This window comes from Geomonas sp. Red276 (assembly GCF_054784495.1).
This window is the reverse complement of record NZ_BLXW01000025.1, coordinates 37,755-59,012: the sequence shown is the minus strand read 5'-3', so window position 1 is coordinate 59,012 and position 21,258 is coordinate 37,755. Positions and strand designations below refer to the sequence as shown.

Here is a 21,258-nt window from a genome sequence, read left to right as displayed (position 1 = left end):
AACATTCGTGCGGGCTAGCTGAGCGCCCGCGCCATATCCGCGACGTCCCTCATGGCAGCTACGTCATGTACCCTTACGATGGAGGCGCCGTTCACGATGGAGACGGCAACCGCGGCCGCCGTTCCGAAGAGCCGCTCCCCCCCTTCCCTGCCGAGCACCTTCCCGATGAACGACTTCCGGGAGGGGCCGACCAGCACGGGATACCCGAGGGCGGCAAGTTCGGGGAGCCTGCGGACCAACTCGAGGTTACCCTCCACGCTCTTCGCGAAGCCGATGCCGGGATCGACCGCAATGCGGGAGGAAGCGATGCCGGCCCGCTCGGCCAGCGCGAGGGATTGTTTGAGGTAATCAATGACCTCGCCAATGAGGTCGTCGTAGCTCGTGTCCTTCTGCATCTCGTGGGGCCGTCCCCGCGTATGCATCACGACGAGCCCCGCCTCGGCCTCTGCTACGGCGGCGGCCATGCCGTCGTCGAAGAAGAGCCCGCTTACGTCGTTGACGATCTCGGCGCCGGCCGCGCAGGCGGCCCGGGCGACCCCGGCCTTGTAGGTATCGATCGAGATGGGGACCGTGATGTTCCCGGCCAGCGCCTCGATGACCGGGACCACGCGGCGCAGTTCCTCGTCAAGCCCGACGGCGGGGGCGTTGGGACGGGTACTCTCCCCGCCGATATCGATGATGTCGGCGCCTTGCGCCTCCATCTCGAGGGCGCGCTGTACCGCGGCCTCAAGGGAGAAGAAACGGTTACCGTCTGAAAAGGAGTCCGGGGTTACGTTGAGGATCCCCATGACCAGGGGACGTTCCAACGAAAGAGAGCGGCGTGGGAGGTCCCACGCCGCCGGTGTAGCTATCATGCGGTGGCAGTCCCTTCGGGAGGGAGGGCCCCCTCGGCGATGATCCGGTCCACTTCATCGCCGGTCAGGTTCTCCTTCTCGATGAGGGCGAGCGAGATGCGGTGCAGGGCATCCAGGTTGGAGCGGAGCAGATCCTGGACCCTGGCGTAGTTCTGCTCGACGATCAGCCTGATCTCGTGGTCGATCTCGACCGCGGTGGCCTCGGAGTAGTTCTTGTGGGTTGCCATCTCGCGCCCCAGGAAGATCTGCTCGTCCTTCTTGCCGAAGGTGACGGGCCCGAGCTTCTCGCTCATCCCCCACTCGCAGACCATCTTGCGGGCGATCTCGGTGGCGCGCTCGATGTCGTTGCCGGCGCCGGTGGTCATCGAGTTGAAGATGATCTCCTCGGCGACGCGCCCGCCCATGAGCACCGCGATCCGGTCGAGGAGCGACTCGCGGGAGTAGCTGTGCTTGTCCTCGATCGGGAGCTGCATGGTGACGCCCAGCGCGCGGCCACGCGGGATGATGGAGACCTTGTGGACCGGGTCGGTCCCCGGGATGAGCTTGGCGACCAGGGTGTGGCCGGCCTCGTGGTAGGCGGTGTTCTTCTTCTCCTCGTCGGAGATTACCATGGAGCGGCGTTCCACACCCATGAGGACCTTGTCCTTGGCGTCGTCGAAGTCGATCATCTCGACGATGCTCTTATCCTTGCGGGCGGCCAGAAGGGCTGCCTCGTTCACCACGTTGGCGAGGTCGGCGCCCGAGAAGCCGGGGGTACCGCGGGCGATGACGCCCATGTCGACGTCGGGACCGAGCGGGGTCTTCTTGCAGTGCACCTTGAGGATCATCTCGCGACCCTTCACGTCCGGACGGGGGACCACCACCTGGCGGTCGAAGCGGCCCGGGCGAAGCAGCGCCGGGTCGAGGACGTCGGGGCGGTTGGTGGCGGCGATCAGGATGACCCCTTCGTTACTCTCGAAGCCGTCCATCTCGACCAGCAGCTGGTTCAAGGTCTGCTCGCGCTCGTCGTGACCGCCGCCGAGACCTGCGCCGCGGTGACGGCCGACGGCGTCGATCTCGTCGATGAAGATGATGCAGGGAGCGCTCTTCTTCCCCTGCACGAAGAGGTCACGCACGCGGGAGGCGCCCACCCCGACGAACATCTCGACGAAGTCGGAGCCGGAGATGGAGAAGAAGGGAACGCCCGCCTCGCCGGCGATGGCGCGGGCCAAAAGGGTCTTGCCGGTGCCCGGAGGGCCCATCAAGAGCACCCCTTTCGGGATGCGGCCGCCGAGCTTGGTGAACTTCTTGGGATCCTTCAGGAAGGAGATGATCTCCTCGAGCTCTTCCTTGGCTTCCTCGATGCCGGCCACGTCCTCGAAGGTGACGCGCCCCTGGGCCTCGGTCAAAAGCTTCGCGCGGCTCTTGCCAAAGGCCATCGCCTTGCCGCCGCCACCCTGCATCTGCCTCATGAAGAAGATCCAGACGGCGACCAGGAAGATGATCGGGAACCAGGATACCAGGAGCGAGAACCAGGAGAAGCGCTCTTCCTCGGGGCGGGCGGAGACCGCGATGTGCTTGGCGATCAGCTTGTCGGTCAGGTTGGCGTCGGCCGGCTTGTAGCTCCGGAACTCCTTGCCGTCCGAGTACTTGCCGATGATCTCGTTACCCTGGATGGTGACGCTGTTGATGGTCCGGTTGGTGTTCTTCACCTTGCCGGTGTCCACTGCCTCGATAAAGTCGCTGTAGTCGAGCTTTTCCTGGGTGGGTTTTGGCTTGTTAAAAAGGTTGAACAGCAGGATCATCATCAGGCTGATTACCAGCCAGAGTGCCAGGTTCTTGTAGAATTGGTTCAAGTTTCCTCCCCGGAAATATCGGTATGACGCTCCCGGCGGGCGCTGTGACAGCGGTCCCGGCGGCGAGCGCACCTGCAAGCGTTTATGTGCTTAGATTAGTAGTAAAAAAAAGACTTTCAAATGAACAAAAGGATTACCACAAAGGTAGCACCTTGACAAGAGCTTTAAACCCTAACAATCTCAACTCTCCACACCTTTTCAGCAGTTGGCCTCACCTTCACGTGCTCGGAAAGCCTCACTCCCCCCACCCAGAGAATCCGTCCCGCTGACTCGATGAGCGGCACCCGGGATCGATCCCCCAAAGGAATCTTCTCGTTTATGAAAAGATCCTTCACCTTCTGCTCCCCGGTCATCCCGAGCGGTGTGAAGCGGTCGCCGGGGCGGGAGTTCCTCACCGTCCAGGGAAAGGGGGCCTGGTCGGGGTCGAAGAAGGCGACCTGGCGGGAGCCGGAATCGAGATTTTTCGGGCACGGGACCCGTTCGACGACCAGCGCGGAATCTACCGAAAGAGTATGCCGCCCTTCCCCGCTTACCACAAGTTGCCAGTTTTCGATGGGAGCCCGCCAGTGGCCGCTGAAGGAGAGCGAGTCGTAACCGCGGGAGACCACGCAATCGCCGGGGAGCTTCAACCTGGCACTGGGGTGTTCACCGGCCGCCAGTTGGTCAACGGCTTCCAGGTGGGTGAAGGAGATCCGCCGCAGATCGCCGCGCAGCTCCTGGAGGGCGAGCCGATAGAGCCTCAGCCGCAGGCCGCGGGGTTCTTGCAGCAGCGGTTCCAGCCTAAACTGCAGTGCGTCCGAGCGGGGGGGCATGAGGGGGAAAGTTTCACCAGGGGGACAGGCACCGGCGGAGCCTGCCCCCTCCCTCGCTTTGGCCGGTAAGGGATAGCGCTGGCAAAGACGGGTGAAGGCGGCGCGGGTCACCTGTTCGAGGAGCTCTTCGTCGCCGGAGAGGATCTCGGCGGTGGCGGCCAGACGCTCGGATACCTTCGGGTTGTAGCGCTTGAGCTGGGGGATCAGGTCGTGACGGATGCTGTTGCGGAGGATGGCGGTGTCGGCGTTGGATTCGTCGGTACGCCAGCTTAGGCCACGAAGCTTCAGGTAGTTCTCCAGCTCCTGCCGGCTTACCTTGAGAAGCGGCCGCCTGAGTTTTCCGCGCACCGGGCTCATGGCGGAGAGCCCCGCCCCCCCGGAGCCGCGCAAAAGCCTGATGAGCACGGTCTCCGCCTGGTCGTCCTGGTGATGGGCCAGGGCGATGGCGTCGGCTTCGTGCGCGTTGGCGATCTCTTCGAAGAAGGCGTAGCGGGCGGCGCGGCCGGCATCCTCCAGGGAAAGCTTGCGCTCCCGGGCAAGGGCGGACACGTCGACGCGGCGGGAGACGAAGGGGAGGCGGTAGCGGGTGGCCAGCGAGGCGACGAAGGCCTCGTCGCCGTCGGAGGCCTCGCCGCGCAGGGAGTGGTTCAGGTGGGCGACGACCAGGGTGAGCCGTTCGATCTCCAGGTGGACCAGGATGTCCAAAAGCGCGACCGAATCCGCCCCGCCGGAGACCGCCACGATGACGGTTTCGCCGGGAGAGAAGAGCCGTTGACGGCGGATTCTGCTTATGAGGGAAGCGACCAGTCGGCTCTCCATTAAATCCTTTACCTGGAAATGACAATTTCCCTTTTGGCCTACGACTCCCTCCTCTTCAAGGGAGCTAAGCTCCCCCCTTGATAGAGGGGTGTTGGGGGGGATTTGGGGCTGACGGCAGGAGAGGCAATCCCCCCTGTCCCCCCCTTTATCAAGGGGGGAACGCCGGGCGGAAAATGGCTAATCCCCCTTGAGGGAGCACTCTTTCTCCCAGGCGAAGTAGCCGTCGTCCTTGATGTCCCAGAAGCTTTCGATCCGCCCGGCGTAGTAGTCGAGGTCGGCGCATTCGGCCTCGACGGCCTGGAGGAACTTGAGCGAGATGAGGTGGTGACCGTGGAGGAACCGGTAGAAGGCCTTGATCCCGGAGAGGTACCCTTCAAGCTCGGTGGCGCTGGGCTCGATGGTATTGACGATGTACCAGTTGGCGGCGAACTGCCGGACGATCCCGGGGCGCTCGTCGAAGAGGCTCCGCTGCTTGATCGACACCACGAAATCGCGGATGAAGTAGTCGGCGCCGCTGGCGAGCGCGGTGGCTTCCTCCGCCGAGACGCCGGCGCCGATGCTTTCGTTATAGAAACGAAGCAGGAGCTCCTTGCACTTGTTGTCGACCCGCACCTCGTCCTCCAGGCTTTCGGGGACGAACTCCTGCTTGTTGACTTTCAACTCTTCGAAACCTTCTTCACACAACTCGGCCATAAAGTCCTCTAAACAAGTTCTATGTTCTATGTTGAAATATATAAGACAAGTTCCAGGTTCTATGTTCTACGTTCTAGGTTGAAATACATAAGACAAGTTCCAGGTTCTATGTTCTAGGTTCTATGTTGAAATCCTATGGGGACAAAAACAGGATCTATTTCACGTGTAGGTTCGGGTGGTACAAGCCCGCAGAGCAGTTAACGTAGAACCTAGAACTTAGAACCTGGAACCTGTTTTTCCTAGAACCGTTTCTTATCTTCTTCTCGGGTCCAACGCATCGCGGATCCCCTCCCCTACCAGGTTGTAGGAGAGTACGGTGACGAGGATGGCCAGGCCGGGATAGAGCGACAGCCACCAGGCGAACTCGATGTAGTCCTTCCCGGAGGTGAGGATGTTGCCCCAGCTCGGCGTCGGAGGCTGCACGCCGATCCCCAAAAAGGAAAGCGCTGATTCGGTGAGAATCGCTCCCGCTACCCCGAGGGTGGCCGAGACCAGCACCGGCGAGAGCGCGTTCGGCAGGATGTGCCGGAAAATGATCCTCGCGTCGGAGGCTCCCAAGACCCGCGCGGCCAAGACGAAATCACGGCTCTTGAGCGAAAGCACCTCCGCCCGCACCAGCCGCGCCACCCCGGTCCAACTGGTGAGGCCGATGATGATCATGATGTAGTTGATGGAGGGCTCCAGCATGGCGATCACCGCCAGGATCAGGAAGAAGGTCGGGAAGCAGAGCATGATGTCCACGAGGCGCATCAGGATCGAGTCGGTCCATCCGCCGTAAAACCCGGACAAAAGCCCGATCACGACGCCGATGGCCACCGAGATCCCTACCGCCACGAAGCCGACCTTGAGCGAGACACGGGCGCCATAGATGATCCTCGTCAAGACGTCGCGCCCCAGCTCGTCGGTCCCGAACCAGTGGGCGGACGAGGGGGGAAGGAGCACGTGCCAGGCGTCGATGGTCTCCGGCCGGTACTGGGTCAGGATGGGAGCGGCGAAGGAGATGATAAACAGCACCACGATGACGACGAGACCTGCCACCGAGAAACGGTTTTCCTTGAACCGGCTCCAGAACTGCATGAAGGGAGTCGAGGGCCGCACGCTACTCCCTCCCGTGGCGGATGCGCGGATCCGCGAAGGCGTACGAGAGGTCCGCCAAAAGGTTACCCAACAGGGTAAGGAAGGCGCCGATGATCAGAATACCCATCACCAGCGGGTAGTCCCTGGCCATGACTCCCTGGTAAAAGAGCTGCCCCATGCCCGGAATGGCGAAGATGGTCTCGAAGATGACGGAGCCGCCGATGAGGCCGGGGAGCGAGAAACCCAAGAGGGTGATGACCGGCAGCAGGGCGTTTTTCAGCGCGTGCTTGTAGATCACCAGCCGCTCCTTCACCCCCTTGGCGCGGGCGGTGGTGATGTAGTCCTGGGAAAGCACCTCGAGCATCGATGAGCGCATGTAGCGAGAGAGACCGGCCAGGCTTCCGAAGGTGGCGATACTTACCGGCAGGACCAGGTGCTTGGCGAGATCCCACAGCCAGGCGAAGAAGGGAAGCTTGTCGCTCCCCATCGAATGGAGGCCGGAGATGGGGAGCCAGTTGAGCTTCACGCCGAACAGGTACATGCAGAGAAGCGCCAGCCAGAAGGTCGGTACCGCAAAGCCGAGGAAGACGAAGACCGATATGCTCCGGTCCACAAGGGTATCGCGTTGGGTGGCCGCCAGGATGCCGATCGGGATGGCGAGACAGAACTCGAGAATGAGGGCGATCACGTTGAGCGACAGGGTAACCGGAATCCGCTCGGCGATCTTGTCGGTCACCGGGCGGTGGTCGGAACCGAAGGAGCGGCCAAAGTCCAGGCGCGCCAAGTGCGATATCCAGATGCCGTACTGGACGTGCAGCGGCTTGTTGAGGCCGTAGTACTCCCTAAGCTTCTCCCTGGTCGCGGCGGAGATCTTCGGGCTCATGGAGACCTGCATCTCCACCGGCTCGCCGGGTGCGAGATGGATGACCACGAAGGTGATCAGGGAGATCCCAATCAGCATCGGGAAGATCATCATCAGCCGTTTTATGAGATATCTGCCCATGTAGGTTCCTTAGTCATTCTCCCAATCAGTAAACCTGCTCCGCCTTCGGCACGTACCATTTTATGAGGTTGTAGCCGATGCCGGCGGGGGCGGGGACGATTCCGTGGAACCTGGAGGACACCGCGGGAAGCGCATCGGGAACGTAGAGGAAGGTGTACGGCTGTTCCTCGGCGAGGATGTCCTGGATCCGCCAGTAGCACGCCTTCCTCTTCTCGATGTCGAAGGTCTCCCTCCCCTCTTCGATGAGGCGGTCGACTTCGCCGTTTTTGAAATGGATGAAGTTGAGCTCCTTCGGCCCGGTCTTCGAGGAGTGCCAGACGTCATAGATGTCCGGATCCTGCCCCAGGGTCCACCCCAGGATCACGCATTCGAACTTACCGGTGTCGATAAAGTTGGTGATGAAGGAAGCCCATTCCATCACCCTGATCTTCGCCACGATGCCGACTTTTCTCAGCCGCTGCTGGACGATCTGCGCGGTCTTCACCCGCTGGTCGTTCTGGTTCAGCATGATGGTGAAGGTGAACTGCTTGCCGTCCTTGACGAGAATGCCGTCCTTCCCCATCACCCAGCCGGCCTCCTTCAAGAGCGCCATGGCGCGGGCCGGATCGTACCCGAAGTCCTTCACGTTCGGTTTGTAGGCCCAACTCCCGGGCTTGAACGGCCCATGGGCGATCTGCCCCATCCCGAAGAGCACCCCCTGGATGATCTCCTCCTTGTTGATCGCGCAGGTCATCGCCTGGCGGACCCGCTTGTCCTGGAACAGGGGAAGGCGCAGGTTGTAGCCGAGATAGGTGTAGGCGGAGGCCGGATAACGGTACTTGTTGAAGCGGGAGAGGAATTCCGGCGTATTGGTCTGCCGCTGGTACTGCACCGGGGACAGCGGCATCTCGTCGATCCCCCCCGACTTGAGCTCCATGTACATGGTCGAGGCGTCCGGGATGATCCGGTAGACGTACTTAGAGATGTAGGGGCGCCCCTCCCAGTAGTCGGGATTGCTCTCCAGGGTCACCTTCTGGCCGGTGATCCACTCCTTGAAGATGTAGGGACCGGTGCCGATCGGGTGCCGGATGAGCGGGCTTTTGGTGATGTCCTTTCCCTCCAGAAGATGGGCGGGAAGGATGCTCATTCCCCACGACTCCAGGGCGGGAGCAAACGGCTTCGGGTAGGTGACCCGGAAGGTGTAGGGATCGGGCGCCTCGGCGGTCTTCACCTGTTTGTAGGCATCGGAATAGGCAGTGGGGGTCTTGGGATCGATGAGAACGTTGTAGGTATAGAGGACGTCCCGGGAGGTGAAGGGCTCGCCGTCGTGCCACTTGACGCCGTGGCGCAGGTGGAAGGTGATGGTCAGGCCGTCCGGGGAGACGTCCCAGGACTGCGCCAGGTCCCCCTCGAGCTTCAGGTCCTTGTCGTAGCGCACGAGCCCGTTGTAGACGAGTCCCGAGATGTCGCTGGAGGCGGAATCGGTGGAGAGGACCGGGATCAGGTTGGAGGGCTCGCCGATGCTTCCGGTCACCAGCGCATCGCCGTAGGCGGGCGGTCCCCCTTTGGCGGCGTGCGGTTTGTGCTCGGGCGTACCCTGGGCGCAGCCGAAGGCCAAAAGCGATACGAGGAGCAGGGCTAGCCGGCACCCCAGGGTCATTTCTCCCCGCTCTCCTGCCGGCAGCGGCGGATCTTCTCGGCGATATCCTTCTGGTCGGGCTCGAGCTTTTGGAGCTTGCGGTAGATCGGAAGCGCCTTGCGGTAGTCGCGGTTCGCGCAGTAGGCGTCGGCCAGATGCCCCATGACGGTGGTGTCGTGGTCGGAAAGCTCCACCGCCCGCTCGAGCTGGTAGACCGCCTCGTCGTAGCGCTTGAGCTTGTAGTAGCACCACCCGAGGCTGTCGAGGATGAAGCCGTCGTCGGGCTTGAGCGCCACCGCCTTCTTCAGGTAGCCGAGCGCCTCGTCGAGGTTCTCCCCCATCTCCGCGTAGGTGTAGCCGAGGTAGTTCAGGGCCTGGGCGTCGTCAGGGGTGGCCACCAGCACCTGTTTCATCATGGCCACCGACTCCTCCCGCTTGCCGATCTTGTCGTAGAGGATGCCGAGCCGGAAGCTGACCCGCGGGTCGGCCTGCAGTTTCTTGTCCATCCCGGTCAGGACGTCGATACCGTCCTGGTAACGGTCCATCGCCTCGTAGAGTCCGGCCAGGTGCAGGTACGGCTCCACCTTGTCCGGCATCTCCTTGATCTCCTGCTTGATGAGATCGATCCCCTTGGCAGCGTCCCCCTGCTCCTTGTAGAGGAAGGCCAGGTGGCCGATGGCGTCGACGTAGTAGCTCGAATCTTTCGGGATCTTGGAGAACTCGGCGATGGCGTCCTCGGGCTCGTCCATCTCCTCGTAGGCGCTACCGAGATAGAAACGGACCTGGTGGGCCTGCGGATCCGCCTTGAGGATCTGCTCGAAGGTGGTCACCGCATCGTCGTAGCGCTCGAGTTCCAGCTGAAGCAGGCCGATCTTGCGCTGGTTCTCCAGGGAGTCCCCCCCCTGCTGCTGCAAAAGGGTCAGCGCCTCGTCCAGCTTGCGCTGCTGGATGTAGAGCTGGGCCAGGTGCTGCACGACGGTGATGTTGGAGGGGTTGACCTCCAAAAGCGCCTTGTAGGTGTTGATGGCGTCGCCGGTCAGTCCCTGGGTCTCCTGCGAGATCCCCATCTCGATCAGCGCCTGCTCGAAGTCCGGCTTGACCTCCACCGCCTTCTTGTAATAGGAGAGCGCCTCCTTGGGAAGCCGCATCTGGTCGTAGGTCTTGGCCAGGTAGTAGTAGCCAAGCGGCGATTCCGGGAGCGCCTTGATCATCGACTTCAGGGTATCGACCGCCTGCTCGTACTCGTAGTTCTTAAGGTAGGAGATCGCCACGTGCAGGTAGACCTCTTCCTTGGTCGGGTCGAGCTCCAGCACCTTCTTGTAGTAGGGGATCGCCTCCTTCTCGCGCTGCATGGTGGTCAGGATGTTGCCGGTCAGAAGCTCGGCCTGGACGGAGCTCGGGTCGGCCTTGACGGCCGCCTGGGCCTCGGCCAGCGCCTCGTCGGGATGGTTCTGCTGCAGGTAGATCTGGGCGGCGGCGGTATGCAGGACGGGGGAGGACGGGTCCGCCTCGATGGCGGAACGGAGCAGGGTGAGCGCTCCGTCGAGATCCCCGTCGCCGGCCCGCAGACGGGCCAGCGCGAAGAAGTAAAGGGTGCGGGACTGCGCACTCGCCTCAGGGGTAAGGGGAGAAGGAACCTCGTGGGTCGCCTGTCCGGTGGCGCACGCACTCAACAGGGAAAGAAGTAAAAGGAACGGAAGACACTTCTTGGTCATGGGGTACCCGTGGTTTCCAGTTAGAAAGCAGTCATAAAAACTTAAAAAACGCGGCACCCCTGGGGGATACTCTATCCCACGGGATGGCGCGAATCGTCACATGAAAGCTAACACAAATACCCAGAACCGTCAAACAACAATTGTGCCGGGTATTTGAGTTGCACCACGGGGTCGTTGTGATAGTATTCCTCAAGTGAAATCGTCACCTTAAGGCAATGCGATGGAGCGCACGCTTATAAAATCCTTACTCGAACCGACGGCCTACCCTGAGCCCACGGCCGAGGTGCGGCTCATCGAAACACATGTCTCTTTTCTGTTCCTGACCGACCGCTTCGTCTACAAGGTGAAGAAGGCCGTCGATCTCGGTTTTCTCGACTTCACCACCCTTGAAAGGCGCCGCTACTACTGCAACGAAGAGCTCCGACTCAACCGCCGGCTCTGCCCCGATACCTACCTCGGCGTGGTTGAAGTGTACCAGGCCGGTGACCGGGCGAGCTTTCGAACGGGGGGGGAACTCATCGACTATGCCGTGAAGATGAAGCGGCTCCCCGAGGAGCGGATGCTGAACCGGCTCCTCGAGCGTGGCGAGGCGAGCTTTGCCATGATGGAGCGGCTTGCCTGCCGGGTGGCCGACTTCCACCTCGCCGCACGGCGCGCCCCCGAGATCGATGCCTGCGGCACCCCCGAGGTGCTCGGGGATAACTGGGAGGACAACCTGCGGCAGGTAGAGCCCTTCATCGGCGCGACCATCTCCCGCCGCGACCACGCCCTCATCCGGGAGTGGGTGCGGGGCTTTCTCGGCGAAAGAAGGGATCTCCTCGCAAGCCGCGTGGCGCATGGGTTCATAAGGGAGTGCGACGGCGACCTCCACTCCGGCAACATCTGCCTGACGGATACCATCTGCATCTTCGACTGCATCGAGTTCAACGAAAGGTTCCGCTACACGGACACCGCGGCGGATATCGGCTTTCTCCTGATGGACCTGGAGTACGCCGGGCACCGCGAGTTTTGCGCCCCCTTCCTCCATCTTTACCGGGAGCGGGCCGCGGACTCCCTGCCGGAGCCGCTGCTGACCTTCTACCGCGCCAACCGCGCCTTCATCAGGGGGAAGGTGATGAGCATCAGGAGCGGACAGGAGGGGGTGACCGATGCCGAGGCCGGTGAGTGCGCCGAGAGCGCCGTCCGCTACTTCAACCTCTGCCGCGGCTTGATCCTGCGGGAACGGCTGGAGCCTTCGCTCATCATCACCTGCGGGATGACGGGAAGCGGCAAGAGCGCGCTCTCCGGGGAGCTCTCCTTCCAGCTCGGCATCCGGCGGGAGCGAAGCGACGCGGCAAGGAAGGAGATGGCGGCGAAGATCGATGCGGCCTCGCCCCCCCATCCTCACCCTGTCCCTCCCCTTGAAGGGGAAGGAGTGCCAGAGGGTCCCTCCCCCTTCAAGGGGGAGGACAGGTGGAGGATGGGGATGGGGGGACAAGATATCTATACCCCGGAGTGGGACCGGGCCACTTACGCCGAGCTCGCCCTCCGCGCGGCCGAGGAGCTCTCCGCCGGAAGGTCTATTCTCGTCGACGCCACCTTCCGCCGCCGCGCCGACCGCGAGATCTTCCGGAGGCTCGCCGCGGAGCTCGGCGTGCCGTTCGTGGTGCTCGAGACCACCTGCCCGGTGGAGGTGATCAGGGAACGGCTCGAAAGGCGCCGGCTGGACCCGCGGGAGATCTCCGACGGGCGCTGGGAGATCTATCCCCTGCTCGCCGCCCAGTATGAGCCTCCCGCCCCAGGGGAGTCGATCGCCATCGACTCCTCGCTGCCGCTGCCAAGCGTGGTGGAACGGGCACTGGAAGGGATGGGGTTACTGCCATGAGGAAGCAGTTTCGCGAAGGGGTGGTGAAGCGCCTGCGGCTCAAGGACACCTGGGTCGTCTGGTTCGTGCTCGGGATGGTGATGATGAACTATCCCTTCCTGAGCATCTTCAACCGCCCGATCCTCCCCTTCGGGCTCCCGCTGCTTTACCTGTACCTTTTGGTCGGATGGTTCGCCTCCATCTGCATCGTCTACCTCTTCAGCCGCGCCGCACGGAAGGAAAACGAGAAAAGGGACCGTCACTGATGCTGACCGCCAACCTGGTGTGGGGCACCGCCCTGCTCTACATAGCGCTCCTCTTCCTGGTGGCGTACTACGGGGACCAGAGGCAGAAGGTGGGGAGAAGCATCACCGCCAACCCTCTCGTCTACTCGCTCTCCATCGCGGTCTACGCGACCTCATGGACCTACTACGGCTCGGTCGGCAAGGCGGCCACCACGGGGATCGACTTCCTCCCCATCTACCTCGGCCCCACCCTCACCGCCTTCTCCTGGTGGTTTTTCCTCAAGAAGATCGTCCGGATCTCCAAGGAAAACAACATCACCTCCATCGCCGACTTCATCTCCTCCCGCTACGGCAGCTCCCAGGTGCTCGGCGCCCTCATCACGGTGATCACCCTGACCGGGATCATGCCGTACATCGCCCTCCAGCTGCGGGCGGTCTCCACCTCCTTCACCATCATCACCGGCACCCGCGACTTCGGGCTGCCGCTCCCCGAGAGCCTGGCCCTGGTCTCCCCCCACCCCGGCCTCTTCTCGGCCGTCGTGCTGTCGCTTTTCAGCGCCATCTTCGGCGCCAAGCACCTGGGGGCGGCCGAGCGGCACGAGGGGATGGTGGCGGCCATCGCCCTGGAGTCGATCGTCAAGCTGGTCGCCTTTCTCACCGTCGGCATCGTCATCACCTACGTCTTCTTCGACGGCGTGGGGGACATCTTCCAGCGGCTCAAGGAGCACTCCCCCGCCGACCTGGCGAGGCTCGCCACCCTGGGCGGGGGGAGCCAGAGCTCCTACCTCTCCTGGTTCAGCCTCCTTACCCTCTCCATGAGCGCGGTCATGCTCCTTCCCCGCCAGTTCCAGGTCATGGTGCTGGAGAACGCCGACGAGCGGCACCTGAACTCCGCCGCCTGGGCCTTCCCCGCCTACATGTTCCTGATGAACATCTTCGTGATGCCGATCGCGGCGGCGGGGATGCTCATGACCGGCACCAACGCGGGGGCCGACTACTTCGTGCTGACGCTGCCGCTCAAGGCGGGGCACAACTGGCTGGCGTTACTGGCCTTTCTGGGGGGGTTCTCCGCCTCGGCCGGGATGGTGATGGTGGAGTCGGTGGCGGTCTCCACCATGTTCTTGAACCACGTCCTGATGCCGGTCGTGGTGCGGCTCAAGCCGCGGAGCTGGTTCTCGTTTCTGCTTCTCAACCTGAAGAGGGTCGGAATCATCCTGGTCATCTTCCTGGGCTACCTCTACCAGAGCATCGTGGGGGAGAGCTACATGCTCGCCAACATGGGGCTCATCTCGTTTTCGGCCGCCATCCAGTTCGCCCCGGCCCTGATCGGCGGGCTCTACTGGCCCCGCGGCAACAAGGTGGGGGCCATCGGCGGCCTGGCGCTCGGCTTCGCGGTCTGGTGCTACACCATGCTCTTTCCCTCCATCATCCACTCCGGGCAGTGGCACTCCGACATCCTCACCTACGGCCCCTTCGGGATCGAGCTTTTAAAGCCGCAGGCGCTCTTCGGCCTCAAGCTCGATCCCTGGAGCCACACCCTCTTCTGGAGCATGTTCTTCAACATCTCCGCCTACCTCCACCTCTCGATCATCTTTCACCAGGGTGAGAAGGAGCAGGAACAGGTCGAGAAGTTCGTCCACGTGTTCGAGGCGACCAACGGAACGCCCCAGTGGGAAACCAAGCGCCTCTCCAAGCCGGTCACCATCGTCCAGTTCGTGAACCTGATGTCGAAGTTCATCGGGGAGGGGCCGGCCTACGCCGCCATCAGCGATTACCTGGGAGACCGGGAGATCGACGGCAAGGGGGGGGTCTCCGAATTCGAGCTCCCCAACCTGAAGCGCTTCGTCGAGAAGACGCTGGCCGGCTCGCTCGGGGGGGCCGCGGCCGGGGCGGTGGTGGAGAGCTTCCTCTCCGACATCGGGTCCCGCATGGAGTCGGTCTACGACATCTTCTCGACGGTCCGGACCTCCCGCGACCAAAGCCGCGAGGCGCTCTTCGTGCGGCTGAGGGCCTCGGAGATCATGAGCCGCTCGCAGGAGCTCGACATCATCATGGAGGACCTTTTGACCCTGCTGTTGCGCGAGTTCAAGCTCGACCTGGCGGTCATCCGGCTCCTGAACGACCGCGGGATGCTCGAGGTCCGCTGCTTCAAGGGCGAAGGGGGAGAGGCGATCACCGGCGAGGACCGCCAGGTGGAGATCGACACCCACGTCGGCGAGGCCTTCCTCGGGAGGCGGACCGAGTTCTTCAACGACACCACCTACATCACCAAGCCGATCGCCAAGGAGATCTTCAGCCGGGAGGGGATCAAGTCCTTCGCCCATATCCCGATCGCCAGCGAAGGGGCCCCTCCGGTCGGCATCCTCTCCGTCTTCTCCCGTTCCATCGTCGGCCTCTTCACCGAGCAGTTCGTGGAGCTTTTGGAGAGCCTCGCCGGCCAACTCGCCCAGGCGGTCGGGATCGTGCGGGAGCGGGAGGCGCGCGAGCAGGAAAGGCGGCAGAAGGAGGAGGCCCAGCTCGAAAACGCCCGGGTCACCCGCGACCTGGAACTGGCCAAGCAGATCCAGCTGTCCCTGCTCCCCGAACACCCCCCGGAAGTGCTCGGCATCAGGATCGCCTGCCGCTGCACCCCGGCGACCCACGTGGGGGGGGACTACTACGACTTCTTCCAGCGGACCGAGGACCAGGTCGATACCGTCATGGCGGACGTCTCCGGCCACAGCGTGGGCGCGGCGCTCATCATGGTGGAGACGAGGAGCGTATTGCGGACCCAGATGCAGGCGACCCGCGCCCCCCGCGAGATACTGCGGGTGCTCAACGAGCTCCTCTACCACGACCTCACCCGGGCCGAACTCTTCATCACCATGTTCTGCGGGAAGTACGACGGGACCACCCACACCTTCAGCTACGCCAACGCCGGCCACACGAGGCCCCTTCTCTACCACAAGGGGAAATGGGAGGAACTGGACGCCGAGGGGCTGATCCTCGGGGTGGAGATGGACGTCCTCTTCGAGCAGAAGGAGGTGACCCTCGCCCCGGGGGATCTCCTCTTCATCTACACCGACGGGATCATCGAGGCCGAGGGGAAAAACGGCGAACTCTTCGGGGTGGAGCGGCTTACCGCCACCCTCACCCGGCTGCTGGACCAGGAGCCCGACGCCATCGTCGAAGAGGTGATGGTCGAGGTGACCGCCTTCACCTCGCCGTCCCCCTTGCAGGACGACATCTCGATGGTGGTCATCAAGGTCATCGACGGCAAGGAGCCGGCTTCCATATCCCCTCGCCCCCCGGGAGAGGGGCAGGGGTGAGGGAGGCTTTAGGGGCGAGGGTAGATAGCTCACAGTGAGCGCCGTTTTTCCAATGAAAACCGAGGGGTGAGGGTACTAAATCGGCCACGAGAGGGCGGCCGGAGGTGAGGAAGAGCCGGGAAGTCTTGCTGAGCGGGGGATAAGGAAAATCGAGCTTCGCTTGATAATTGCTGGGGCTTATTGCACAATTAATGTGAGTCGCGGCTCGCGCTATGCGGACATGGATTTACATAAAGGAGAAGGTTATGAACCTTGTAAACGAGACGAGGAACGACGTGGTGATTCTCTACGTTAGAGAAGAGCGGCTGGATGCTCACAACTCGGCGGAACTGAAGAGCGCCGTGCAGAAGCTTTTCGAAGACGGGACCAAGAACGTGCTGGTCGACCTCAAGGATGTCAGGTTCATCGACAGCTCCGGGTTGGGCGCCCTGGTTTCCGGCTTCAAGAACGCCATCTCCCACCAGGGTAACCTCAAACTATCCTCGCTACAGTCCCAGGTGAAGTCCATGTTCGAACTCACCCGCCTGCACCGGGTCTTCGAGATCTTCCCCTCCAGCGTGGAAGCCATGGAAAACTTCCAGTAAAGCGAGGCGAGCAATGGAAGCAAACAGGATCGAGGTTGACATCAAGGTCCCCAACAAGACCCGTTACCTCAGCCTGATCGGCAGGATCGGCGAGGACATCGCCCGGGAACTGGAAAAGTACAGCGGAGACCGGGACACCCTCGCATACCACCTCAACCTTGTGCTGACGGAGGCCATGGTCAATGCGATCAAGCATGCAGGTCCCAACGAACCCGAGAAGCTCGTCCGCATCATAATAAGCCTTCACGCCTCCGAACTCACCATCCGGGTCTTCGATGACGGACAAGGATTCGACATCAACGCCATCCCACCCCCAAACTTCGAGGAACTGGAAGACCGGGGGCGGGGCATCTTCCTGATCCGCTCGCTGATGGACTCGGTCTCCTACCACAAGAACTGCCGGGAGAACATCCTCGAGATGAAGAAGAAACTCTCCTGATCCCCCTTATCTCCTCCGGTAACAGCGCACCGCCATGGCGAGGCCGGCCAGGAACATGGGGAAGCTCAAGAGCTGTCCCATCGAGAAGATCCCGAGCAGGTACCCGATCTGGACGTCCGGCTCCCTGAAGAACTCCACGATGAAGCGGAACAGGCCATAGCAGGCGATGAAGGTCCAGAAGACCACCCCGTCCCGCCCCTCCGATTTTTTCCCGACCAGGTACAGTATCAGGAACATGAGCGGCCCCTCGAGGAAGGCCTCGTAGAGCTGGGAGGGGTGGCGCGGCAGGTCGCCGCCGCCCGGGAACACCATCCCCCAGGGGGCGTCGGTGACCCTGCCGTACAGCTCGCCGTTGATGAAGTTGCCGAGGCGTCCGAGGCAAAGCCCGATAGGAGCCGCCATGAAACCGATGTCGGCCATCTGGTAGAAGCGGAGCTTGTGCTTTCTCAGGAAGTAGATGGACGCCACCACCGCGCCGGTGAGCCCGCCGTGAAAGGACATCCCCCCCTCCCAGACCGCGAAGAGTTTCAGCGGATGCTCGAGGTAGAAGCCCAGGTTATAGAAGAGAATGTAGCCGAGCCGCCCGCCGAGGATGACGCCGACCGCCACGGTGAAGACGAGGTCGGCGACTTTCTCATTGTCGAGCGGGAGCCCCTTCTTCCTGACCCCCGAGAGGAGCACGAAGTAGCCGGAGAGGAAGGCGAGGATGTACATGAGACCGTACCAGCGGAACTGAAGCGGTCCGATGCGCAGGAAGACGGGATCCATATGAGGGTAAGAGAGCATCGATGAGACTCCAGGGAGAAAAATTCCAGCTACCGTAGCAGCAAACCGTCGGGGTGTCAATCGCCGCCCCCGGCCACCTTCGCCCTTCAGTCGAGAGCGTTGGCCGAAGGCCTTCCAACTATACCCTCGCCCCTTCAGGGGAGAGGGTGGCCGAAGGCCGGGTGAGGGAGGTTCTGACTCTACCCCCTTCCCTCACCCCCGCCCCTCTCCCCCAGCGGGGGCGAGGGGAGATAGGGACGGGGAGAGGGTGGCCGAAGGCCGGGTGAGGGAGGTTTTACCCCGCCACATTGACAACCCGCCACCGGGCTATAAAGTTCTAGCACTTCCCAAACTCGCAGGATCACTCATTCTCTCTCATACCGCCCCGATCCCGCTCATCCCCCCTCCCCTCCCCTTCAAGGGAAGGTCCAGGATGAGGATGGGGGTGATCGGTGCAACCCAAAGTAGCGGTGCCCAATGGCCAGGACCAAGAGCGAGATATTCCTGAGCACCGTGCTCGGCAGGCCCGTCATCAACGCGCAGGGGCGCGAGATAGGGAAACTGCTGGACCTGGTCATGGTCCCCGGTGAGCACTTCCCCGCCGTTTCCCACATCCTGGTCGAGGCCGACCACCGTGTCGTCAGTGTCCCATGGCCCAGGGTCAATCTCTTCAACCGCTTCGTCATCTCGCTGGCCGGCCCCGGGCAAAACCTCCCCCCCTACGGGCAGCACGAGGGGGACATCCTTTTAAAGCGGGACATCCTCGACCGTCAGATCGTCGACGTCAACGGTGCGAAGGTGGTGCGGGTCAACGACTTGAAGCTTGGCACCTTCCAGGGAAAGCTCTGCGTCTTCTTCGTCGATGTCGGCCTGCGCGGACTGCTGCGGCGGATGGGTTTGGAGCACTGGGCCGAGAAGGCAGCCTCCATCCTCCACCGGCCGCTCTCCGACCACCACATCAACTGGAAGTACGTGCAGTTATTGGAATCGAACGTCTTCCGCCTCACCCTCACCGTGGCACGGGATCAGCTCAAAGAGATTCACCCGGCCGACCTGGCGCTGATCATCAGCAACATCCCTTCCAACCGCGTCGAGACGGTCCTCAACTCCCTCGATAACGAAACCGCCGGTGAAGCCATCCACGAGTTGGAGCCCGAGCTGCGAACCCGTATCATCAATCAGCTCGAGACCAGCCAGGCCTGCAGCATCATCGCGGAGATGGATCCCGACGAAGCCGCCGACGTCATGGGAGATCTCCCCGAGGACAAGGCGCAGGAGCTTCTCGGGCTGATGGGGGACGAGGACGCGGACCGGATACAGGAGCTTTTGGAGCACGAGGAGGACACGGCTGGGGGCCTCATGAACAGCCAGTTCATCGCCATCAAAAAGGAGCTCACCGCCGCCCAGGCCCTGGAGGTGGCGCGGCAAAACGCTCCCGAGGTGGAAACCATCTACTATCTGTACGTGCTCGATCAGCACGAGCGGCCGGAAGGGGTGGTGAGCCTCAAGGATCTGCTGGTGAATCCGGCGGAGGCGGTGGTGGCAAGCTTCATGAGCTCCGGTGTGAAGAGCGTGCAGGTCGACTCCACCCCGGACGACGTGCTGGAGATCGTGGCGAAGTACAACTTCATCGCGCTGCCGGTGCTCGACAAGGAAGGGAAGATGGCGGGGATCGTCGCGGTGGACGACGTGCTGGAGCTTTTCATCCCTGCGGCGCTGAGACGGAAACGGCACCGGCTTTGAGGGCCGGTGCCGCGAATTTTTACTGCCGGTACGAGGCGGGAACCTCGGCCTGGTCCGCCTCATTCTTCAGTTCACGCAGTTTTTGCTTACGCTCATCGAGGACGGACTGGGTGTGCTTGATGCTGTTCTGGATGGAGAGGTACTCGCCGCGGGACATGTTGGAGGTATCGTTAAGCCTCGCCTTCAACGACTCGAGCTCCGCCTCCGCGCGCTGGATCGACGCGTTGGCGTTCTGGAAGGCCAGCCGCCACCCCGCTTCGTCCTTGTCACCGTACTTCTTGTTCGGCTTCTCACCTGCCGCCTTCGCTTCTCCCTGTCCTTCCGCCGGCTTCTTCTCGGTTTTCGGTTGAGCCGGTGCCGACGGGGCCTCCACCTCGTCCTCGCCCAAAACCTTCGCCCTCTTCCGGTACTTCTTGGGGATCTCTCCCCGGTTGTCGGTGAAATGGACGGTACCGCGGTCGTCGGTCCACTCGTAGGTCACCGCCAGTGCCGAAACGGGATAGATCAGCAATAGGGCCAGCAACAACGTTTTCATGTCTACTCCTTGCATGCCAGATTAGCTACTCAGGCGGCAATTCGCCGTCAAGGATCGTGCGGGAAACGTCACCATTACCCCGGAGGCCAGGTCAGCTTGCGGCCGGCCAGGAAATGGAAATGGATGTGGAAAACGGACTGTCCAGCCGCCAGGTTGGTGTTGTTGACCAGGCGGAAGCCGTCGTCGGCCACGCCGCGCTCGCGCGCCAGGGTGGCAGCGACCCGGTGAATGGAACCGATCAAGGCGTCGTGCTCGGGGACAAGTCCCAGGGCATTGGCGATATGCTCTTTAGGGATGATCAGTATATGGACCGGCGCCACCGGATTGATATCCTCAATGGCGAACAGCTGGTCATCCTCGTAGACCTTCTTCACCGGGATGGCGCCATTGGCCATCTTGCAAAACAGACAGTCTGACATCTAACCCTCTCCTTCAGATTTAGAGTGATAAGTAACAGGCTACCGAACGTTGTTGACAACGCAAAGGCTGCTTCATTCCGTCTCCGCATCCATCGGGAAGGTGACCGGTGTATCGGCGGTCTTCTTCAGATGGATGAGGAACTCCTTGTTTCCCTTGGGTCCCAGGATCGGCGACTCGCACACCCCGAGCACCAGGAGCCCGAGCCCCTGGGCCATGGCGGTCACCGAGGCGACCACCTGGTGGTGCTTCTTCTCGTCGCGCACCACGCCCCCCTTCCCTACCTGCCCGCGCCCCACCTCGAACTGCGGCTTGATGAGGGCGACGATGATCCCTTCGGCGGAGAGAAGCCGCAACGTGGGCGGAAGCACCTTGTCCAGCGAGATGAACGACGCGTCGATCACCGCCAGTTCGGGAACCTCCGGGAGGCTCGCCGGCTCGAGGTAGCGGATGTTGGTCTTCTCCAGGTTCACCACCCGTTGGTCCTCGCGGAGCTTCCAGGCGAGCTGGCCGTAGCCTACGTCCACGGCGATGACGAGGCGGGCCCCCCGTTGGAGGAGGCAGTCGGTGAAGCCGCCGGTGGAGGCGCCGACGTCGATGGCACAGAGGCCGGCTGCCTCGATCCCGAATTCATCCAGCCCCTTGGCGAGCTTGAGTCCGCCGCGGCTCACGTAGGGAAGCGGGGCTCCCTTGAGACGGAGGTCGGCCTCCACGTCCACCATCAATCCGGCCTTGTCGGCAAGATGGTCGTTCACCACCACCTGTCCAGCCATGATGAGTGCCTTGGCCTTCTCCCGCGAAGGCGCCAGCCCCCGCTCGGTAACCAGCTTATCGAGCCTTTCCTTTGGCAAATAAAACCTCTTTCAATCAATAACTCCCCGCCTCTCTAGCGGAGAAGGGCCGCGGTCAATCTTTCTCTCCCCTCGCCCCTTTAGGGGAGAGGGGCGGGGGTG

18 protein-coding genes are annotated in these 21,258 nt (G+C 62.4%); 6 read left to right on the top strand and 12 right to left on the bottom strand.

The annotated features are described in order from the left end of the window. Positions 1-14 precede the first annotated feature (14 nt). From folP to ACYVL5_RS16550, 8 genes are all read right to left on the bottom strand, one after another. The gene (gene folP / locus ACYVL5_RS16585; RefSeq protein WP_460596685.1) at positions 15-854 is read right to left on the bottom strand and encodes a dihydropteroate synthase; all 840 of its coding nucleotides are present in this window, start codon (positions 852-854) and stop codon (positions 15-17) included. Then, a complete protein-coding gene (ftsH, locus tag ACYVL5_RS16580) occupies positions 851-2,689 on the bottom strand; it encodes an ATP-dependent metallopeptidase FtsH/Yme1/Tma family protein (protein WP_460596684.1) in 1,839 nt (612 codons plus the stop codon). Before ftsH ends, folP begins: the two co-directional genes overlap by 4 nt. Positions 2,690-2,853: 164 nt before the next feature. Continuing rightward, on the bottom strand, positions 2,854-4,320 hold the full coding sequence (gene tilS / locus ACYVL5_RS16575; RefSeq protein WP_460596683.1) for a tRNA lysidine(34) synthetase: 1,467 nt from the start codon (positions 4,318-4,320) through the stop codon (positions 2,854-2,856). A gap of 177 nt (positions 4,321-4,497) precedes the next feature. After that, on the bottom strand, positions 4,498-5,013 hold the full coding sequence (locus ACYVL5_RS16570) for a hypothetical protein (protein ID WP_460596682.1): 516 nt from the start codon (positions 5,011-5,013) through the stop codon (positions 4,498-4,500). A gap of 252 nt (positions 5,014-5,265) precedes the next feature. Continuing rightward, the gene (gene opp4C, locus ACYVL5_RS16565; RefSeq protein WP_460596701.1) at positions 5,266-6,090 is read right to left on the bottom strand and encodes an oligopeptide ABC transporter permease; all 825 of its coding nucleotides are present in this window, start codon (positions 6,088-6,090) and stop codon (positions 5,266-5,268) included. 22 nt (positions 6,091-6,112) lie between these two features. Beyond that, positions 6,113-7,093: an ABC transporter permease gene (locus ACYVL5_RS16560; protein WP_460596681.1), complete on the bottom strand. Its 981-nt coding sequence runs from the start codon at positions 7,091-7,093 to the stop codon at positions 6,113-6,115. Between the two features lie 25 nt (positions 7,094-7,118). Continuing rightward, positions 7,119-8,732: a peptide-binding protein gene (locus ACYVL5_RS16555; RefSeq protein ID WP_460596680.1), complete on the bottom strand. Its 1,614-nt coding sequence runs from the start codon at positions 8,730-8,732 to the stop codon at positions 7,119-7,121. Beyond that, a complete protein-coding gene (locus ACYVL5_RS16550) occupies positions 8,729-10,426 on the bottom strand; it encodes a tetratricopeptide repeat protein (RefSeq protein ID WP_460596679.1) in 1,698 nt (565 codons plus the stop codon). The genes ACYVL5_RS16555 and ACYVL5_RS16550 overlap by 4 nt, the downstream gene beginning before the upstream one ends. Before the next feature lie 283 nt (positions 10,427-10,709). Between ACYVL5_RS16550 and ACYVL5_RS16545 the strand changes: the two genes are divergently transcribed. The 5 genes from ACYVL5_RS16545 to ACYVL5_RS16525 all read left to right on the top strand — a co-directional run bounded on the left by ACYVL5_RS16545 (position 10,710) and on the right by ACYVL5_RS16525 (position 16,845). After that, positions 10,710-12,290, top strand: a complete 1,581-nt coding sequence (locus ACYVL5_RS16545; RefSeq protein ID WP_460596678.1) for a bifunctional aminoglycoside phosphotransferase/ATP-binding protein — start codon at positions 10,710-10,712, stop codon at positions 12,288-12,290. Continuing rightward, positions 12,287-12,535, top strand: a complete 249-nt coding sequence (locus ACYVL5_RS16540; RefSeq protein ID WP_460596677.1) for a hypothetical protein — start codon at positions 12,287-12,289, stop codon at positions 12,533-12,535. Before ACYVL5_RS16545 ends, ACYVL5_RS16540 begins: the two co-directional genes overlap by 4 nt. After that, positions 12,535-15,822 carry a SpoIIE family protein phosphatase gene (locus ACYVL5_RS16535; protein ID WP_460596676.1) on the top strand — a complete coding sequence of 1,096 codons (3,288 nt, stop codon included), beginning with the start codon at positions 12,535-12,537 and terminating at the stop codon, positions 15,820-15,822. The genes ACYVL5_RS16540 and ACYVL5_RS16535 overlap by 1 nt, the downstream gene beginning before the upstream one ends. Positions 15,823-16,067: 245 nt before the next feature. Next, complete coding sequence (locus ACYVL5_RS16530) at positions 16,068-16,406, top strand: STAS domain-containing protein (RefSeq protein ID WP_250679984.1); 339 nt, start codon at positions 16,068-16,070, stop codon at positions 16,404-16,406. 13 nt (positions 16,407-16,419) lie between these two features. Then, positions 16,420-16,845 carry an ATP-binding protein gene (locus tag ACYVL5_RS16525; RefSeq protein ID WP_460596675.1) on the top strand — a complete coding sequence of 142 codons (426 nt, stop codon included), beginning with the start codon at positions 16,420-16,422 and terminating at the stop codon, positions 16,843-16,845. Positions 16,846-16,851: 6 nt separating this feature from the next. Here the strand turns inward: ACYVL5_RS16525 and lgt are convergent, their stop codons facing one another. Next, a complete protein-coding gene (gene lgt, locus ACYVL5_RS16520) occupies positions 16,852-17,631 on the bottom strand; it encodes a prolipoprotein diacylglyceryl transferase (RefSeq protein ID WP_460596674.1) in 780 nt (259 codons plus the stop codon). Positions 17,632-18,087: 456 nt separating this feature from the next. On the opposite strand from lgt, the gene ACYVL5_RS16515 reads away from it, so the two are divergent. After that, positions 18,088-19,353 (top strand): magnesium transporter, encoded by a 1,266-nt coding sequence (locus ACYVL5_RS16515; protein WP_460596673.1) that lies wholly within the window; start codon positions 18,088-18,090, stop codon positions 19,351-19,353. A 19-nt stretch (positions 19,354-19,372) separates the two neighbouring features. On the opposite strand, the gene ACYVL5_RS16510 is transcribed toward ACYVL5_RS16515, so the two are convergent. The 3 genes from ACYVL5_RS16510 to ACYVL5_RS16500 all read right to left on the bottom strand — a co-directional run bounded on the left by ACYVL5_RS16510 (position 19,373) and on the right by ACYVL5_RS16500 (position 21,156). Next, complete coding sequence (locus tag ACYVL5_RS16510) at positions 19,373-19,888, bottom strand: DUF4124 domain-containing protein (protein WP_460596672.1); 516 nt, start codon at positions 19,886-19,888, stop codon at positions 19,373-19,375. A 74-nt stretch (positions 19,889-19,962) separates the two neighbouring features. Next, entirely contained in the window at positions 19,963-20,307 is a 345-nt protein-coding gene (locus tag ACYVL5_RS16505; RefSeq protein ID WP_460596671.1) for a histidine triad nucleotide-binding protein, read from the bottom strand. Between the two features lie 72 nt (positions 20,308-20,379). Further along, on the bottom strand, positions 20,380-21,156 hold the full coding sequence (locus ACYVL5_RS16500; RefSeq protein WP_460596670.1) for a TlyA family RNA methyltransferase: 777 nt from the start codon (positions 21,154-21,156) through the stop codon (positions 20,380-20,382). Positions 21,157-21,258: the final 102 nt, after the last annotated feature.

Coding starts and splice junctions, on each gene's coding strand:
- tilS (WP_460596683.1), bottom strand. CDS start 4,320: ATGGAGAGCCGACTGGTCGCTTCCCTCATAAGCAGAATCCGCCGTCAA.
- ACYVL5_RS16550 (WP_460596679.1), bottom strand. CDS start 10,426: ATGACCAAGAAGTGTCTTCCGTTCCTTTTACTTCTTTCCCTGTTGAGT.
- ACYVL5_RS16555 (WP_460596680.1), bottom strand. CDS start 8,732: ATGACCCTGGGGTGCCGGCTAGCCCTGCTCCTCGTATCGCTTTTGGCC.
- ACYVL5_RS16530 (WP_250679984.1), top strand. CDS start 16,068: ATGAACCTTGTAAACGAGACGAGGAACGACGTGGTGATTCTCTACGTT.
- folP (WP_460596685.1), bottom strand. CDS start 854: ATGATAGCTACACCGGCGGCGTGGGACCTCCCACGCCGCTCTCTTTCG.
- lgt (WP_460596674.1), bottom strand. CDS start 17,631: ATGCTCTCTTACCCTCATATGGATCCCGTCTTCCTGCGCATCGGACCG.
- ACYVL5_RS16560 (WP_460596681.1), bottom strand. CDS start 7,093: ATGGGCAGATATCTCATAAAACGGCTGATGATGATCTTCCCGATGCTG.
- opp4C (WP_460596701.1), bottom strand. CDS start 6,090: ATGCAGTTCTGGAGCCGGTTCAAGGAAAACCGTTTCTCGGTGGCAGGT.
- ACYVL5_RS16505 (WP_460596671.1), bottom strand. CDS start 20,307: ATGTCAGACTGTCTGTTTTGCAAGATGGCCAATGGCGCCATCCCGGTG.
- ACYVL5_RS16510 (WP_460596672.1), bottom strand. CDS start 19,888: ATGAAAACGTTGTTGCTGGCCCTATTGCTGATCTATCCCGTTTCGGCA.
- ACYVL5_RS16570 (WP_460596682.1), bottom strand. CDS start 5,013: ATGGCCGAGTTGTGTGAAGAAGGTTTCGAAGAGTTGAAAGTCAACAAG.
- ACYVL5_RS16515 (WP_460596673.1), top strand. CDS start 18,088: ATGGCCAGGACCAAGAGCGAGATATTCCTGAGCACCGTGCTCGGCAGG.
- ACYVL5_RS16540 (WP_460596677.1), top strand. CDS start 12,287: ATGAGGAAGCAGTTTCGCGAAGGGGTGGTGAAGCGCCTGCGGCTCAAG.
- ACYVL5_RS16525 (WP_460596675.1), top strand. CDS start 16,420: ATGGAAGCAAACAGGATCGAGGTTGACATCAAGGTCCCCAACAAGACC.
- ACYVL5_RS16535 (WP_460596676.1), top strand. CDS start 12,535: ATGCTGACCGCCAACCTGGTGTGGGGCACCGCCCTGCTCTACATAGCG.